The organism is Bacillus sp. JZ109, assembly GCF_053903135.1.
In genome coordinates this window covers 4,030,451-4,047,631 of record NZ_CP096388.1, presented here as the reverse complement: position 1 = coordinate 4,047,631, position 17,181 = coordinate 4,030,451, and the positions used below count along the sequence as shown (strand labels likewise).

The 17,181-nt window shown below is 43.5% G+C and carries 16 protein-coding genes and 2 tRNA genes; all 18 read left to right on the top strand.

What is annotated here, in order from left to right; translation table 11 throughout:
- Positions 1–17 precede the first annotated feature (17 nt).
- The 18 genes from M1D94_RS21350 to prkT all read left to right on the top strand — a co-directional run bounded on the left by M1D94_RS21350 (position 18) and on the right by prkT (position 17,098).
- Positions 18–971 carry a ribose-phosphate diphosphokinase gene (locus M1D94_RS21350; RefSeq protein WP_003218353.1) on the top strand — a complete coding sequence of 318 codons (954 nt, stop codon included), beginning with the start codon at positions 18–20 and terminating at the stop codon, positions 969–971.
- 84 nt (positions 972–1,055) lie between these two features.
- Complete coding sequence (locus tag M1D94_RS21345) at positions 1,056–1,670, top strand: 50S ribosomal protein L25/general stress protein Ctc (protein WP_003243443.1); 615 nt, start codon at positions 1,056–1,058, stop codon at positions 1,668–1,670.
- A gap of 106 nt (positions 1,671–1,776) precedes the next feature.
- Complete coding sequence (gene pth, locus M1D94_RS21340) at positions 1,777–2,343, top strand: aminoacyl-tRNA hydrolase (RefSeq protein ID WP_003226727.1); 567 nt, start codon at positions 1,777–1,779, stop codon at positions 2,341–2,343.
- Positions 2,344–2,402: 59 nt separating this feature from the next.
- On the top strand, positions 2,403–2,633 hold the full coding sequence (gene fin, locus M1D94_RS21335) for an anti-sigma-F factor Fin (protein WP_003243417.1): 231 nt from the start codon (positions 2,403–2,405) through the stop codon (positions 2,631–2,633).
- 69 nt (positions 2,634–2,702) lie between these two features.
- Entirely contained in the window at positions 2,703–6,236 is a 3,534-nt protein-coding gene (mfd, locus tag M1D94_RS21330) for a transcription-repair coupling factor (protein WP_424934840.1), read from the top strand.
- A 135-nt stretch (positions 6,237–6,371) separates the two neighbouring features.
- Positions 6,372–6,908 carry a stage V sporulation protein T gene (spoVT, locus tag M1D94_RS21325; RefSeq protein WP_003218365.1) on the top strand — a complete coding sequence of 179 codons (537 nt, stop codon included), beginning with the start codon at positions 6,372–6,374 and terminating at the stop codon, positions 6,906–6,908.
- Positions 6,909–7,089: 181 nt separating this feature from the next.
- Positions 7,090–8,688, top strand: a complete 1,599-nt coding sequence (locus tag M1D94_RS21320; protein WP_249851306.1) for a putative polysaccharide biosynthesis protein — start codon at positions 7,090–7,092, stop codon at positions 8,686–8,688.
- Positions 8,678–10,147, top strand: coding sequence for a bifunctional methyltransferase/pyrophosphohydrolase YabN (gene yabN / locus M1D94_RS21315; protein WP_076458809.1), 1,470 nt, complete (start codon positions 8,678–8,680; stop codon positions 10,145–10,147). The genes M1D94_RS21320 and yabN overlap by 11 nt, the downstream gene beginning before the upstream one ends.
- A 2-nt stretch (positions 10,148–10,149) precedes the next feature.
- On the top strand, positions 10,150–10,410 hold the full coding sequence (locus M1D94_RS21310; RefSeq protein ID WP_003226716.1) for an RNA-binding S4 domain-containing protein: 261 nt from the start codon (positions 10,150–10,152) through the stop codon (positions 10,408–10,410).
- A gap of 78 nt (positions 10,411–10,488) precedes the next feature.
- Entirely contained in the window at positions 10,489–10,791 is a 303-nt protein-coding gene (yabP, locus tag M1D94_RS21305) for a sporulation protein YabP (RefSeq protein WP_003226714.1), read from the top strand.
- Positions 10,788–11,423, top strand: coding sequence for a spore cortex biosynthesis protein YabQ (yabQ, locus tag M1D94_RS21300; protein ID WP_021479720.1), 636 nt, complete (start codon positions 10,788–10,790; stop codon positions 11,421–11,423). The genes yabP and yabQ overlap by 4 nt, the downstream gene beginning before the upstream one ends.
- Positions 11,424–11,440: 17 nt before the next feature.
- Positions 11,441–11,818 (top strand): cell division protein DivIC, encoded by a 378-nt coding sequence (gene divIC / locus M1D94_RS21295; RefSeq protein ID WP_003243211.1) that lies wholly within the window; start codon positions 11,441–11,443, stop codon positions 11,816–11,818.
- 80 nt (positions 11,819–11,898) lie between these two features.
- On the top strand, positions 11,899–12,285 hold the full coding sequence (locus tag M1D94_RS21290; protein WP_003218379.1) for a S1 domain-containing RNA-binding protein: 387 nt from the start codon (positions 11,899–11,901) through the stop codon (positions 12,283–12,285).
- Between the two features lie 168 nt (positions 12,286–12,453).
- Positions 12,454–12,530, top strand: a tRNA-Met gene (locus M1D94_RS21285).
- 9 nt (positions 12,531–12,539) lie between these two features.
- Positions 12,540–12,611, top strand: a tRNA-Glu gene (locus M1D94_RS21280).
- A gap of 199 nt (positions 12,612–12,810) precedes the next feature.
- Entirely contained in the window at positions 12,811–15,294 is a 2,484-nt protein-coding gene (gene spoIIE / locus M1D94_RS21275) for a stage II sporulation protein E (RefSeq protein ID WP_424934841.1), read from the top strand.
- Positions 15,295–15,378: 84 nt separating this feature from the next.
- Positions 15,379–16,116, top strand: a complete 738-nt coding sequence (locus tag M1D94_RS21270) for a vWA domain-containing protein (protein ID WP_003243782.1) — start codon at positions 15,379–15,381, stop codon at positions 16,114–16,116.
- Positions 16,082–17,098: a protein kinase domain-containing protein gene (gene prkT / locus M1D94_RS21265; RefSeq protein WP_213419825.1), complete on the top strand. Its 1,017-nt coding sequence runs from the start codon at positions 16,082–16,084 to the stop codon at positions 17,096–17,098. The genes M1D94_RS21270 and prkT overlap by 35 nt, the downstream gene beginning before the upstream one ends.
- Positions 17,099–17,181 lie beyond the last annotated feature (83 nt).

The following is a 17,181-nucleotide window of genomic DNA, read 5'->3' as shown; positions in this document are numbered from 1 at the left end:
AATTCGGAGGTTTATCCATGTCTAATCAATACGGAGATAAGAATTTAAAGATTTTTTCTTTGAATTCGAATCCAGAGCTTGCAAAAGAAATCGCAGATATAGTTGGAGTTCAATTAGGGAAATGTTCTGTCACAAGATTTAGTGACGGGGAAGTCCAAATTAATATCGAAGAAAGTATTCGCGGATGTGATTGTTACATCATCCAGTCTACAAGTGACCCCGTTAACGAGCATATTATGGAACTGCTGATTATGGTAGATGCGTTAAAACGCGCTTCTGCAAAAACGATTAACATTGTTATTCCTTATTACGGTTATGCGCGTCAAGACAGAAAAGCAAGATCCCGTGAGCCAATCACAGCTAAACTTTTCGCTAACCTGCTTGAAACAGCCGGTGCGACTCGTGTGATTGCACTTGACCTGCATGCGCCGCAAATTCAAGGATTCTTTGATATACCGATTGACCACTTAATGGGTGTTCCGATTTTAGGAGAATATTTTGAAGGCAAAAATCTTGAAGATATCGTCATTGTTTCACCAGACCATGGCGGTGTGACACGTGCCCGCAAACTGGCTGACCGACTAAAAGCGCCAATTGCGATTATCGATAAACGCCGTCCGCGTCCAAACGTGGCGGAAGTCATGAATATTGTAGGTAACATCGAAGGGAAGACTGCTATCCTCATCGATGACATTATTGATACTGCAGGTACGATTACACTTGCTGCTAATGCGCTCGTTGAAAACGGAGCGAAAGAAGTATATGCATGCTGTACACACCCTGTACTATCAGGCCCTGCGGTAGAACGGATTAATAATTCAACAATTAAAGAGCTTGTTGTGACAAACAGCATTAAGCTTCCTGAAGAAAAGAAAATTGAACGCTTTAAGCAGCTTTCAGTCGGACCGCTTCTGGCCGAAGCGATTATTCGCGTTCATGAGCAGCAATCAGTCAGCTATCTGTTCAGCTAAACCATTTTTCGAGGTTTAAATCCTTATCGTTATGGGTATTGTTTGTAATAGGACAACTAAAACGACAATAGGATGGTGCTGAATATGGCAACTTTAACGGCAAAAGAAAGAACGGACTTTACTCGTTCGTCTCTTCGGAATATCCGTACTTCAGGACATGTTCCAGGTATCATATATGGGAAGGATACGGGTAACAAACCTGTGTCATTAGACAGTGTGGAGCTCATCAAAACGCTGAGGGACGAAGGCAAAAATGCAGTCATTACGCTTGAGGTCAGCGGAGAAAAACACTCAGTCATGGTAACAGACCTGCAGACGGACCCGCTGAAAAATGAAATCACTCATGCTGATTTTCAAGTAGTTAATATGAGTGAGGACATTGAAGTGGAAGTTCCGATTCATCTGACCGGAGAAGCCATTGGAGTGAAAAACGGAGGCGTACTGCAGCAGCCGTTATATGCACTTACTGTAAAGGCCAAGCCAAAAGCCATTCCACAAACGATTGAGGCTGATATTTCAAGCCTCGATGTAAATGAAGTACTGACGATTGCGGATTTGCCTGCTGGCGGTGACTACTCCTTTAATCATGAATCAGATGAGGTTGTGGCTTCAATCCTTCCTCCGCAGCAGCAGGAAGCAGCTGAGGTCGATGAAGAGGAATCTGCCGATGCTCAGCCTGAAGGTGAAAACGAACAATAATAGCTTAAGGCGTAACCCTCCCGCGGTTACGTCTTTTGTGCTAGAATGAGAAGAATTATAGCCCGTTTATGAAGACGGGAGTTATGTGACTAAGGGAGGATTCGCCATGCTTGTGATTGCCGGTCTCGGAAACCCGGGGAAGAACTATGAAAATACACGGCATAATGTCGGATTTATGGTGATAGATCAGCTTGCAAAGGAATGGAATATAGAGCTGAATCAAAATAAATTTAACGGATTATACGGAACCGGATTTGTTTCCGGCAAAAAGGTTCTACTTGTTAAACCGCTTACATATATGAATTTATCAGGAGAATGTTTGCGGCCTTTAATGGACTACTATGATGTCGATAACGAAGATTTGACAGTCATTTACGACGACCTTGACCTTCCGACTGGCAAGATCCGTTTAAGAACGAAAGGAAGCGCCGGAGGGCACAATGGCATCAAATCACTGATCCAGCATCTTGGAACATCCGAGTTTGACCGTATCCGCATCGGAATCGGCCGGCCTGTAAACGGCATGAAGGTCGTTGATTATGTGTTAGGCTCCTTTACCAAGGAGGAGGCACCTGAGATCGAAGAAGCGGTTGATAAATCTGTGAAGGCTTGTGAGGCTTCTTTGAGTAAACCGTTTTTAGAAGTCATGAACGAATTTAACGCAAAGGTATAAAATGTAACAACAAAGTCCATACTACACCAAAATGACTATTTCATCAGGAGGTCCCTTGTATGGCTTTGCATTATTATTGTCGTCATTGCGGAGTGAAAGTAGGCAGTCTCGAATCTTCAATGGTATCGACAGACTCACTTGGATTTCAGCACTTAACAAATGAGGAAAGAAACGATATGATTTCTTATAAAGAAAATGGAGATGTCCATGTTTTGACGATATGTGAAGATTGCCAAGAGGCGCTTGACCGAAATCCGCATTACCACGAATATCACACATTTATTCAATAAAAAGCTTTGGTGTAGACACTAGACCAAAGCGTTTTTCTGTTCTCGCAGGAAACAGAGAGGAGGGGCCATATGGACAACATTCAAACCTTTATAAAAGAAAGCGATGACTTTAAATCCATCATCAACGGTTTACACGAGGGCCTGAAGGAACAGCTGCTCGCGGGTCTGTCGGGTTCCGCGCGTTCTGTTTTTACTTCTGCTCTGGCTAATGAAACGAATAAGCCTATCTTTCTCATCACCCATAACTTATATCAAGCCCAGAAAGTAACAGATGATCTGACTTCACTTCTAGAGGATCGGTCTGTCCTTTTGTACCCCGTCAATGAACTCATTTCATCAGAAATCGCAGTTGCAAGCCCTGAATTGCGGGCGCAGCGATTAGATGTCATTAATAGACTAACGAATGGAGAAGCGCCAATTGTCGTTGCTCCGGTAGCGGCAATCAGAAGAATGCTGCCGCCTGTTGAGGTGTGGAAAAGCAGCCAGATGCTCATTCAAGTAGGCCATGATATTGAACCTGACCAGCTTGCCTCACGGCTGATAGAGGTAGGGTATGAGCGGTCTGATATGGTTTCTGCGCCCGGGGAATTCAGTATCCGCGGGGGAATCATTGACATTTATCCGTTGACTTCAGAGGATCCGGTGAGAATTGAACTTTTTGACACCGAGGTGGATTCAATCCGCAGCTTTAATTCAGATGATCAGCGGTCAATTGAGACCCTTACCTCGATCAATATCGGTCCCGCGAAGGAATTAATTATCAGACCGGAAGAAAAAGCGCGGGCGATGGAGAAAATCGATAGTGGTCTTGCCGCGAGCTTGAAAAAATTAAAGGCTGACAAACAAAAAGAAATACTTCATGCGAATATTTCTCACGATAAAGAACGCTTGTCTGAAGACCAGACAGATCAGGAGCTCGTGAAGTATCTCTCATATTTCTATGAAAAGCCTGCTAGTTTACTAGATTATACACCTGATAATACACTTCTGATTTTGGATGAAGTCAGTCGGATTCATGAGATGGAAGAACAGCTTCAAAAAGAAGAAGCGGAGTTTATCACAAATCTTCTTGAGGAAGGGAAGATTTTGCATGACATTCGTTTGTCATTCAGCTTCCAGAAAATAGTGGCTGAGCAAAAACGACCTCTGCTGTACTACTCTTTATTTTTGCGGCATGTACACCATACGAGCCCGCAAAATATTGTCAATGTGTCAGGCCGACAAATGCAGAGTTTCCATGGCCAAATGAACGTGCTTGCGGGCGAAATGGAGCGTTTTAAAAAATCAAATTTCACTGTTGTGTTCTTAGGAGCAAACAAGGAACGTACACAGAAATTGTCATCTGTTTTGGCTGATTATGATATCGAGGCCGCCGTGACAGACAGCAAAAAAGTGCTTGCTCAGGGACAGGTCTATATCATGGAAGGCGAGCTCCAATCGGGATTTGAGCTGCCGTTAATGAAGCTTGCCGTTATTACGGAAGAAGAACTGTTCAAAAACCGTGTGAAAAAGAAGCCGCGAAAACAGAAGCTTACCAATGCAGAGCGTATTAAGAGCTATTCTGAGCTTCAAATTGGAGATTATGTCGTTCATATTAATCACGGGATCGGAAAATACCTGGGGATTGAAACTCTTGAAATCAACGGCATTCATAAAGACTATTTAAATATACATTATCAGGGCAGTGACAAGCTTTACGTTCCTGTAGAACAAATTGATCAGGTCCAAAAATATGTCGGCTCCGAAGGAAAAGAGCCAAAGCTGTATAAATTAGGCGGAAGTGAATGGAAGCGGGTCAAGAAAAAAGTAGAGACATCCGTTCAAGATATTGCTGACGACTTAATTAAGCTGTATGCCGAAAGAGAAGCGAGCAAGGGCTATGCGTTTTCTCCTGACCATGAGATGCAGCGTGAATTCGAATCGGCTTTCCCTTATCAAGAGACTGATGATCAGCTCCGTTCGATTCACGAAATCAAAAAAGACATGGAAAGAGAACGTCCGATGGACCGCTTGCTATGCGGAGATGTTGGCTACGGTAAAACAGAGGTTGCCATACGTGCAGCGTTTAAGGCGATCGGTGACGGAAAGCAGGTAGCTCTGCTCGTTCCGACAACAATTTTGGCGCAGCAGCACTATGAAACCATAAAAGAGCGCTTCCAGGACTATCCGATTAATATCGGACTTCTCAGCAGGTTCAGAACGAGAAAAGAAGCAAACGAAACAATTAAAGGGCTGAAAAACGGAACAGTTGATATCGTCATCGGGACGCATCGGCTGCTATCAAAGGATGTCGTGTATAAAGATTTAGGGCTCCTCATCATTGATGAAGAGCAGCGTTTCGGTGTAACCCATAAAGAAAAGATCAAGCAAATAAAAGCCAATGTTGATGTATTAACGTTAACAGCAACGCCGATTCCGCGTACGCTGCATATGTCTATGCTTGGCGTAAGGGACCTTTCAGTCATCGAGACTCCGCCGGAAAATCGCTTCCCTGTACAGACGTATGTTGTGGAATATAACGGCGCTCTTGTCAGAGAGGCGATTGAACGAGAGCTTGCACGCGGAGGCCAGGTCTATTTCTTGTACAACCGGGTAGAGGACATTGAGCGGAAAGCGGATGAAATTTCAATGCTAGTCCCTGACGCGAAGGTAGCATATGCGCATGGGAAAATGACAGAAAATGAATTAGAAACCGTTATGCTAAGTTTCCTTGAAGGAGAATCAGACGTTCTGGTCAGCACAACCATTATCGAAACTGGCGTGGACATCCCGAACGTCAATACGCTGATCGTATTTGACGCTGACAAGATGGGGCTTTCTCAGCTTTACCAGCTGCGGGGGCGTGTCGGCCGGTCTAACCGTGTGGCGTATGCGTACTTCACATATCGCCGGGATAAAGTGCTGACAGAAGTGGCTGAAAAAAGGCTGCAGGCTATTAAAGAATTCACAGAGCTAGGTTCCGGTTTTAAAATCGCAATGCGTGACTTAACGATTCGCGGAGCCGGGAATCTTCTTGGTGCCCAGCAGCATGGCTTCATCGATTCGGTCGGATTTGACCTCTATTCACAAATGCTGAAGGAGGCCATTGAGGAGCGTAAAGGAGACACAGCGAAGACAGAGCAGTTTGAAACAGAAATTGATGTCGAGCTTGATGCGTATATTCCGGAAACTTATATTCAAGACGGCAAACAGAAAATTGATATGTATAAACGCTTCAGGTCTGTGGCGACAATCGAAGAGAAGAATGAGCTTCAAGATGAAATGATCGACCGCTTTGGAAACTATCCAAAAGAAGTCGAATACTTGTTTACTGTTGCAGAAATGAAAGTCTATGCGAGACAGGAACGTGTCGAGCTGATTAAGCAGGATAAAGATGCTGTCAGATTGACGATTTCTGAAGAAGCAAGTGCTGAAATTGACGGGCAGAAGCTGTTTGAGCTTGGCAATCAATATGGCAGACAAATCGGACTGGGAATGGAAGGGAAAAAACTCAAAATCTCCATACAGACGAAAGGCCGTAGTGCTGATGAATGGCTCGACACCGTGCTGGGCATGCTGAAGGGCTTAAAAGATGTGAAAAAGCAAACCATTTCATCAACGTAAATTTTGTTACTCTCTGGTGTATATTACATTTGATGTGACGGATACTAATTTCAAGCGAGGCGGAAGGTACATAAAGTAACTGCTTTAGGTCTTTCCCACATGTATATACCATCAAATGAAAGAGAGGCACCAGAGATGAAAGCAACCGGTATCGTACGTCGTATTGATGACTTAGGTCGGGTCGTGATTCCTAAAGAAATTCGAAGAACTCTGAGAATCAGGGAAGGCGATCCGCTTGAGATTTTTGTAGATCGTGACGGAGAAGTGATTTTGAAAAAGTATTCTCCGATCAGTGAGCTTGGAGACTTTGCAAAGGAGTATGCAGACGCGCTTTACGACAGCCTCGGCCATTCAGTGCTGATTTGTGATCGTGATGTATATATTGCCGTGTCCGGCAGCTCCAAAAAAGATTACTTAAACAAGTCAATCAGCGAAATGCTGGAAAGAACAATGGATCAGCGCAGCTCCGTGCTTGAGAGTGATGCGAAATCAGTACAGCTTGTGAATGGAATTGATGAGGACATGAATTCTTATACTGTCGGCCCAATTGTGGCGAACGGTGATCCGATAGGTGCTGTGGTAATCTTTTCAAAAGATCAGACAATGGGCGAAGTAGAGCATAAAGCCGTTGAAACAGCAGCTGGATTTTTGGCTCGTCAAATGGAACAGTAGGTCTTATTCCTTTCTTCGAAAATAGGTATGTAAAGAACAGCTCTCCTTGGGACGCTGTTCTTTTTCATGCGTGCCGAAAAAGGAATCCAAGGGTTGGGATGTGGTATAATAACCTCGTTTTTATTTGTGCCGCGGTAATACGTGAACCGTATTGCCCCTGACGTTGGGAAGGAGCTTTTGGATGGACGATTCAATAGGCGTTAAACGGCATTGGATTTGGCAGGGGGCTTTTGTTTTAATTCTGGCAGGCGTCATCACAAAAATTTTAAGCGCTGTTTACAGAGTCCCGTTTCAAAACATTGTCGGCGATGTTGGATTTTATATATATCAGCAGGTATACCCCTTTCTTGGTATTGCGGTCATGCTGTCCACATCAGGATTTCCAGTCATTATTTCAAAGCTGATGAATGATTATAGTGAAAAAAATCATCACACCATATTAAAAATATCAGCGTTATTTTTGTCTTTAATCGGTATTTTATTATTTCTTTGTTTATATCTGGGTGCTGTTCCTATTGCACTCTTTATGGGGGATTCGCATCTAGCCGTGTTAATTCAAGTGGCCGCGTACGCGTTTCTGCTGTTCCCATTTGTCGCATTGCTTAGAGGCGGTTTTCAGGGGCGGCACGAAATGCTCCCTTCAGCCTTATCACAGATGACAGAGCAGTTTCTGCGTGTTGCGGTGCTCTTGGGTTTATCATTTTGGCTCGTGAAAAAGGGAGCCTCGCTTTATACTGCGGGAGCGGCAGCCGCTTCAGGCTCTCTTGCCGGAAGTTTGGTTGCATTGATGATACTGGGGTTTTTTTGGTTTAAAACGAATAGAGACAACCAAACGGATAGGCAAAACGAAAATGTCATCACAACAAAAGAATTGACGAAAAAACTGCTTTTATATTCGGTTACAATTTGTGTAAGCAGTTTGCTGCTTTTGTTTATCCAGCTTGTTGATGCTTTGAATTTATATGCATTGCTTTCGGGTGGTGAGGCAAGCGAAGAAGCAAAACGCCTAAAGGGGATCTATGATCGGGGGCAACCCTTGCTGCAGCTCGGCTCAGTTTTTGCTGTAAGCATTGCGACGTCACTCGTTCCGTATATTTCTATGGCTGTAAAAAACAAAGAGCTGAAGATCATGAAAGAAAAAATCACGTCATCTTTGAAACTATGCCTTGTGCTCGGTACAGGCGCATCGGCTGGGTTGATTTGCATTCTAAAGCCGGTAAATATCATGCTGTTTCAAAATGGAGAAGGGACAGGTGCGTTACAAGTATTTAGCTGCTCCATTTTATTTGCATCCTTGGCGGTAACGGCAGCGGCAGTCTTACAGGGAGCGGGATACACAGTTTTTCCTGCGATAGCGGTGGGCGCGGGTGTTGCAGTGAAATGGGTGTTAAACACACTTTTGGTTCCGCGCTATGGGATTGAAGGCGCATCGCTTGCGACAGCGGCTTCCTTTGCGGCTGTCGCCGGCCTTAACTTGTATCAGCTTCGGCAAAAGGAATGGCTCGATAAGCTTAGCGGCGTTTTGCTTCCGATTATTGGATCTGCTCTTTTGATGTCAGCTGTTTTGCTTGCGTATACGCGTCTATGGACTTTCTTGTTTCCTGCAACAGGAAGAGGAGTTGCTGTGATTGAGAGTCTTTCTGCTGTTGCAATTGGTGGCGCGGTGTTTATTTATTGTATGATGAGATTGGGAATATTTACAGATGAAGAGCTGAACAGTGTGCCATTCGGCAGCAAGTTAAGCAAATTCATGAGAAGGAGAGAACAAAATGGCGGGTAAAATTACAGTCGTGGGACTTGGTGCCGGAGACATGGACCAGTTGACAATTGGTATACACAAGCTGCTGACGAAGGCAGATACGCTGTATGTCAGAACCAAGGATCATCCTTTAATTGAGGAGCTTGAAAAAGAAACGAAGAACATCCGTTTCTTTGATGATATATATGAGAAACATGATCAGTTCGAGGCGGTATATGAAGAAATTGCTGATATCCTCTTTGAGGCGGCGCGGCGTGAGGACGTGGTTTATGCTGTGCCGGGGCACCCTTTTGTCGCAGAAAAAACAGTTCAGCTGCTGACGGAGCGGCAGGAAAAGGAAAACGTTCAAGTGAAAGCCGCGGGTGGACAAAGTTTCCTTGATGCCACATTCAATGCCTTGCAAATTGACCCGATTGAAGGTTTTCAATTTGTGGATGCCGGCACATTGTCTGCGGATGAGCTTGAGCTCAGACATCATCTGATCATATGTCAGGTTTACGACCAAATGACGGCTTCTGAAGTCAAGCTGACATTGATGGAGAAGCTGCCTGATGATTATGAGGTCGTCATTGTGACTGCAGCAGGCAGCCGTGGCGAGGAGATCAAGACAGTGCCATTATTTGAGCTGGACCGCAATGTCGCCTTGAACAACTTAACAAGTGTGTATATTCCGCCGATTAAAGAAGAGAAGCTGCTTTATCACGAATTCTCCACGTTCCGAAGCATCATCAGAGAGCTTCGCGGACCTAATGGATGTCCGTGGGATAAAAAGCAGACGCATCAGTCATTAAAACAGTACATGATTGAAGAATGTTATGAGCTTCTCGAAGCTATTGACGAAGAAGACACAGACCATATGATCGAAGAGCTTGGCGACGTTTTGCTTCAGGTCTTGCTTCACGCGCAAATTGGTGAAGATGAAGGTTATTTCACAATTGATGATGTCATAAAAGGAATCAGTGAAAAAATGGTCCGAAGACATCCCCATGTGTTTAAAGATGTTAAGGTTCAGGATGAAAACGATGTTTTGGCCAATTGGGAAGATATAAAAAAGGCCGAAAAAAATACATCTGAATCATCGTTACTAGACAGCGTACCGAAAACCCTTCCAGCTCTTTCGAAAGCTGCTAAATTGCAGAAAAAAGCAGCGAAGGTCGGTTTTGACTGGGAAGACGTCAGCGATATTTGGGAAAAGGTAAGTGAGGAAATGAAGGAATTTTCTTCTGAGGTTTCTGAAGCTCCTCACGACCACAATCTTAAAGCTGAGTTTGGCGACATTTTGTTCGCGCTGGTGAATGTAGCCCGCTTCTACAAAATAGAGCCAGAGGAAGCGCTGACCATGACTAATGACAAATTCCGGAGACGCTTCTCGTACATTGAGGAAACAGCGAAGGAAAAGGGAGTCGAGTTGGCTGATATGTCCCTTGAGGACATGGACAAACTGTGGAATGAAGCAAAAGAAACTGAGAGGAGATCATAGATATGAGATTAGATAAATTTTTGAAAGTATCACGGCTGATCAAACGGCGTACACTAGCGAAGGAAGTAGCTGACCAAGGACGAATCTCTATTAACGGAAACCAAGCTAAAGCAAGCTCTGACGTAAAACCGGGAGATGAACTAACGGTCCGCTTCGGCCAAAAGCTTGTAACGGTTCAAGTTAATGAATTGAAAGACACGACGAAAAAAGAAGAAGCTGCAAACATGTACACGATTCTAAAAGAAGAAAAACTCGGCGAATAGGCTTGTTCTAAAAAAATCCCCTACCTCATACAATGCAGTAATAATGCTAAAAGTATCGAGGATATGGGGGCTGAATAGATGAATTCATATTATGATCAAAAAGGTTCTTCGTCTGTTCCGGAACAACATGATGTGACAATGAAAGGCCGGAAGCATTTAGATATTTCTGGGGTTAAGCATGTGGAGAGTTTTGATAACGAAGAATTCCTGCTGGAAACGGTAATGGGAATGCTCTCCGTCAGAGGCCAAAACCTGCAGATGAAAAATCTTGATGTGGAAAAAGGGATTGTTTCGATTAAAGGCAGGGTATTTGATTTAGTGTACTTAGACGAACAACAAGGGGATAAAGCTAAAGGGTTTTTTAGCAAGTTGTTTAAATGACGCTGACGACACAATTCTATACAATGCTGGCGATGTCCGGTATGGGTCTCTGGCTTGGTGCTTCGCTTGATACATACCGGCTCTTTGTCATTCGTGCCAAAACAGCCAGATGGCTATTATTTATTCATGATATTCTTTTCTGGATTGTGCAAGGGCTGCTTTTCTTTTATGTCTTGCTTCATGTAAATGAGGGAGAATTCAGGATTTACATCTTTTTAGCGGTTCTGCTGGGCGTTGCGACGTATCAGAGCCTTTGCAAACGAATCTATATAAAAATACTGAAATTCTTCATTTACCTTGTTGTTTCTGTTTATCAATTCTTCAAAAAACTCATTCAGCACGTGTTATTTCGTCCTATTGTGTGGACATGCGGAGCGATCATCTGGCTGGCGGCATTTTTATTCAAGAAAACATACAGCCTGATAGGTTTTCTCCTGCTGTGTCTATATAAAATAGTCATGGTTCTGTGTTTTCCGATCCGTTTTATCGCGAAACAATGTTTGAAACTTCTTCCTGTGAAAATGCGTCTAACTTTTAGACGTTATTTTGAAAAAGGTGCAGGATTTCTCAAAAAGAAGAAGAAACTATTGATAACCATAAGAACGACCATTACACGGTTTTTGAAGAAATGAAAGGAGGACCGTCTGGTTTGAATTTTTCCAGGGAACGAACGATAACTGAAATACAAAACGACTATAAAGAACAAGTAGAACGGCAAAATCAGCTGAAGAAACGAAGACGCAAAGGGCTGTACAGACGGTTAACTGTATTCGGCGCCCTAGTATTCCTGACGGCAATTGTGCTGGCAAGCTCTGTCTGGTCTCAAACATCTTCCCTTAGTGCAAAAGAAGAAAAGAAAGAACAGCTTGAAAAAGAACTGAAAAGTTTAAAGACAAAACAAACGGATTTAAAAGAAGAAATATCCAAATTGAAGGATGAGGATTACGTCACAGAGCTTGCCAGAAGGGACTTATTCATGTCTGGAGACGGAGAAATTATCTTCAATGTGGAGAAGAAGAGCAAGTAGCCTTGTTGACACTTAAATTTTTATTTAGGTATAATTAAGCAAACGATCTTTTTATAAGCCTAAGGAGGAGCACTTTTTTTATGTCGATTGAAGTTGGCAGCAAGTTGCAAGGGAAAATTACAGGTATTACAAATTTTGGAGCATTTGTTGAATTGCCTGGAGGCTCAACCGGTCTCGTTCACATTAGTGAGGTAGCTGATAATTATGTCAAAGACATTAACGACCACTTAAAAGTCGGCGACCAAGTTGAAGTGAAAGTCATCAACGTTGAAAAAGACGGGAAAATTGGTTTATCTATTAAAAAAGCTAAAGACCGTCCGCAAGCCAGACCTAGAAATGATTTCCGTCCGAAAGAATCTTTTGAACAGAAAATGAATAAGTTTTTAAAAGACAGCGAAGATCGCTTGTCATCTTTAAAACGCAATACGGAATCAAAACGTGGAGGGCGCGGAGCAAGAAGAGGATAACTTGCTGCTTTCTATAAAATAAATGAAGCATCCGTTCATCCCGACGGATGCTTTTTTATTATCCTCATCCTCTTTAAGAGTCAGAAAATTACAACATTAAAGTTTCTGTTGACGAAAGAGACAAACCTTTGTATTATATAACTTGTGCTTAGAAGCACAAAACAATATGGCGGTGTAGCTCAGCTGGCTAGAGCGTACGGTTCATACCCGTGAGGTCGGGGGTTCGATCCCCTCCGCCGCTACCATATTTGTTTGGCCCGTTGGTCAAGCGGTTAAGACACCGCCCTTTCACGGCGGTAACACGGGTTCGAATCCCGTACGGGTCATCCTAAAAAATCGGTTTCTCTTGCAGAAGCCGATTTTTTTCATTTTTAGACAACATTCCGGAAATTCTTTTCATAAACGAATATCAAGGCAGAAACCGTCGAAGATTTCTTTGGTATTGTTACCTTCTTTTGACAAAATCCTATCTGTGCTTTCGCTATAATGACAGGCAACGAATATAACAGGTGGGAGATGAGAGGAATGGAAAAAGCAGAAAGAAGAGTGAACGGGCCAATGGCGGGACAAGCTTTGGAAAAACTCCAATCGTTTTTTAACAGGGGCACGAAGCTGGTGACTCATCATTTGCATTCACTGTTTTTCTATAAAGGATTCATTTATGTTGTCATCGGATTTTTGCTTGGACGGGCTTTCATATTATCCGAGGTGCTTCCTTTCGCACTTCCTTTCTTTGGAGCGATGCTTCTTATCAGAAGAGACAAAGCGTTTTATGCGGTTTTGGCTGTGCTTGCAGGTGCGCTGACCATATCTCCAAAGCACTCATTGCTCATACTGGCGGCATTGCTGGCATTCTTCGTATTTTCTAAAGTGGCTGCCTTCATTACCGACGATCGTGTTAAAGCGCTCCCGATTGTCGTGTTCTTCTCGATGGCTGCAGCAAGAGCCGGGTTTGTTTATGCCCAAAATGGCGTATTTACAACCTATGATTATGTAATGGCTATCGTTGAGGCTGGACTATCGTTTATCTTAACACTGATTTTCCTTCAGAGCCTTCCGATTTTTACTGTGAAAAAAGTGAAACAATCATTAAAAATAGAGGAAATCATTTGCTTTATGATTCTTATTGCCTCTGTTTTAACGGGGCTGGCCGGCTTGTCCTACCAAGGGATGCAGGCAGAACATATATTGGCTCGTTATGTTGTATTGAGTTTTTCCTTTATTGGCGGAGCAAGCATCGGCTGTACGGTTGGTGTTGTGACCGGCCTGATTCTTGGCTTGGCGAATATCGGAAACCTATATCAAATGAGTCTGCTTGCTTTTTCCGGTTTATTGGGCGGTTTGCTGAAGGAAGGGAAAAAAGCGGGTGCAGCAATTGGTTTGATCGTTGGATCACTTCTTATATCTTTATATGGTGAAGGCTCTGCCGGTCTGATGACAACGCTCTATGAGTCATTAATCGCAGTCGGCCTGTTTTTGCTCACACCTCAATCTATTACAAGGAAAGTGGCGAGATATATTCCGGGAACTGTCGAGCATCTTCAAGAGCAACAGCAATACGCTAGAAAAATCCGTGATGTCACTGCTCAGAAGGTAGACCAGTTCTCCAATGTATTTCACGCGCTGTCTGAAAGCTTTGCAACCTTTTACCAAGCGTCAGACGAACAGACAGATGACAGCGAAGTTGATCTGTTCTTAAGCAAAATCACGGAGCATTCCTGTCAGACGTGCTACAAGAAAAACAGGTGCTGGGTACAGAACTTTGATAAAACATATGACTTAATGAAACAAGTTATGCTTGAAACAGAGGAAAAAGAATATGCATCAAACCGAAGGCTGAAAAAAGAGTTTCAACAGCATTGTTCTAAATCAAAGCAGGTTGAAGAGCTGATTGAGGATGAGCTCGCACATCATCATGCCCATTTGACACTCAAGAAAAAAGTCCAAGACAGCAGGCGCCTTGTTGCTGAACAGCTTTTAGGCGTTTCTGAAGTCATGGCCGACTTTTCTCGGGAAATAAAAAGAGAGCGAGAACAGCACTTTCTGCAGGAAGAGCAAATCATAGAGGCGCTTCAGCATTTCGGAATTGAGATTCAGCATGTCGAGATCTATAGCCTTGAACAAGGAAATATCGATATTGAAATGACCATTCCGTTCAGCGGACATGGAGAAAGTGAAAAAATCATTGCCCCTATGCTTTCTGACATTCTGGAAGAACAAATTCTTGTGAAAGCCGAACAGCACTCTCCGCATCCGAATGGATACAGCCATGTCGCCTTTGGATCAACAAAATCATACAGGGTGTCCACGGGAGCTGCTCACGCTGCGAAGGGAGGCGGCCTTGTCTCCGGTGACAGCTACAGCATGATGGAGCTTGGAGCCAGAAAATATGCTGCAGCAATCAGTGACGGAATGGGCAATGGCGCAAGAGCGCACTTTGAAAGCAATGAAACGATCAAGCTTCTTGAAAAAATCCTTGAATCGGGCATTGATGAAAAAATAGCAATTAAAACGATCAACAGCATACTGTCTCTAAGGACAACTGACGAAATATATTCCACGCTTGACCTATCTATTATCGATCTTCAAGATGCCAGTTGTAAATTTTTGAAGGTTGGATCGACGCCTAGCTTTATCAAACGGGGTGACCAGGTCATGAAAGTTCAAGCGAGCAATCTGCCAATCGGTATTATTAATGAATTTGATGTGGAGGTTGTGAGTGAACAGCTGAAAGCGGGTGACCTCTTAATTATGATGAGTGATGGCATTTTTGAGGGGCCTAAGCATGTGGAAAATCACGACTTATGGATGAAACGTAAAATGAAAGGGTTGAAAACAAATGACCCGCAGGAGATTGCCGATTTGCTTATGGAAGAAGTCATCCGCACAAGATCCGGCCAAATTGAGGACGATATGACTGTTGTTGTTGTCCGGATTGTTCACAATACACCGAAGTGGGCATCCATTCCTGTTCCGGCAATCTTTCAAAACAAACAAGAAATTTCATAACGCTTCCGTATAAATCAAATTTCTTCTGGCGAAGATGGGAATATATGAATCTGAGAATCCTCGTATTCTCCAGGAGGAATGAATGTGAACAACGGACATTTAAATCAAATTTTGCTGATAACGGATGGCTGCTCAAACCATGGGGAAGACCCGCTTGCAATGGCTGCTTTTGCTAAAGAGCAGGGGATTACGGTAAATGTCATTGGTATAATGGAAGAAAATCAAATTGACCCTGAGGCAATGAAGGAAGTCGAAGGGATTGCACTTGCCGGAGGAGGCGTGCACCAAGTCGTTTATGCATCTCAGCTTTCACAAACTGTTCAAATGGTAACAAAAAAAGCGATGACGCAAACCTTACAAGGTGTAGTCAATCAAGAACTGAAACAGATTCTCGGAAAGAATGTGGAAATGGAAGAGCTTTCTCCGGAAAAACGCGGCGAAGTCATGGAAGTGGTAGACGAGCTTGGAGAAACGGTGCATCTTCAGGTTTTGGTTCTTGTTGATACAAGTGCAAGTATGGCGCCAAAGCTTCCAACAGTAAAAGAGGCGCTGATTGATTTGTCTGTAAGCCTCAATTCCCGAATCGGGAATAACGAATTTGCGATGTGTATATTTCCCGGGAAAAAACAAGAGGTCGAGCTTGTGCTGAACTGGACACCGAAGCTGCAATCTCTTTCCACACTCTTTGCAAAGCTTTCGACAGGCGGCATCACGCCGACAGGTCCGGCGATTCGTGAAGCGACACTGCAGTTTGAAAAAATACGCTCAAGAAGGGGCATGCTGGCAGATGATGAACGACGCTTTGACGAGTTTGGCATGTAGCCTCAAGCCGGGTACGACAATCAAAGGCAAGTGGAATGGAAACACTTATACATTGCGTAAACAGCTTGGTAAAGGGGCCAATGGAATTGTGTATTTGGCAGAAACATCAGATGGACATGTTGCCTTAAAGGTGAGTGATGACAGCCTGTCTATTACTTCTGAAGTGAATGTCTTGAAATCTTTCTCAAAGGCCCAGTCCGTTACGATGGGGCCTTCTTTTTTTGATACGGATGATGCCTATATTCCCAGTGCCAATACGAAAGTTTCATTTTATGCAATGGAATACATAAAAGGGCCGCTGCTTTTGAAGTATGTCAGTGATAAAGGAGCAGAGTGGATACCTGTATTAATGATTCAGCTGTTATCCAGCTTATCGGTGCTTCACCAGCAAGGATGGATATTCGGCGATCTTAAACCTGATAATCTGATCGTAACTGGTCCGCCCGCAAGGATCCGCTGCATTGATGTGGGCGGCACGACAAAGGAAGGCCGGGCGATAAAAGAGTATACGGAGTTTTATGACAGAGGCTATTGGGGGTATGGAACAAGAAAGGCAGAGCCATCCTATGATCTGTTCGCAGTTGCCATGATTATGATCAACAGTGTGCATAAAAAAGAATTTAAGAAAACGAACCAGCCCAAAGAACAGCTTAGGTCTCTCATCGAAGGAAACCCGCTGCTTCAAAAGTATAAAAAAGCACTTTTTTCAGCCTTGAACGGAGATTATCAATCCGCAGATGAAATGAAAAAGGATATGCTAGACGCGGGGCAAAAAGCATCACAAAGAAAACAGCCTATAAAAGCATCACCGCAGCCTGCCACACGACAAAGACAGCAAATACCGCGCCAAGGAAAAATAACGAAGACGCGATATACCCCAAAACAGAAACCGGCTAAGTCGGGGGGGTTATTTGAAACAACGCTTATCGTGATCAGTGTTTTAGCGCTTTATTTCGCCTATATTATCTTTTTCTTAATCTGAATGGCGCAAACTGCAGAGCCTATGCTTCTTCTTTGCTTGGAGGGGTTGAAAGTGTTAGGATATGAATATCTTTAAAATACCTG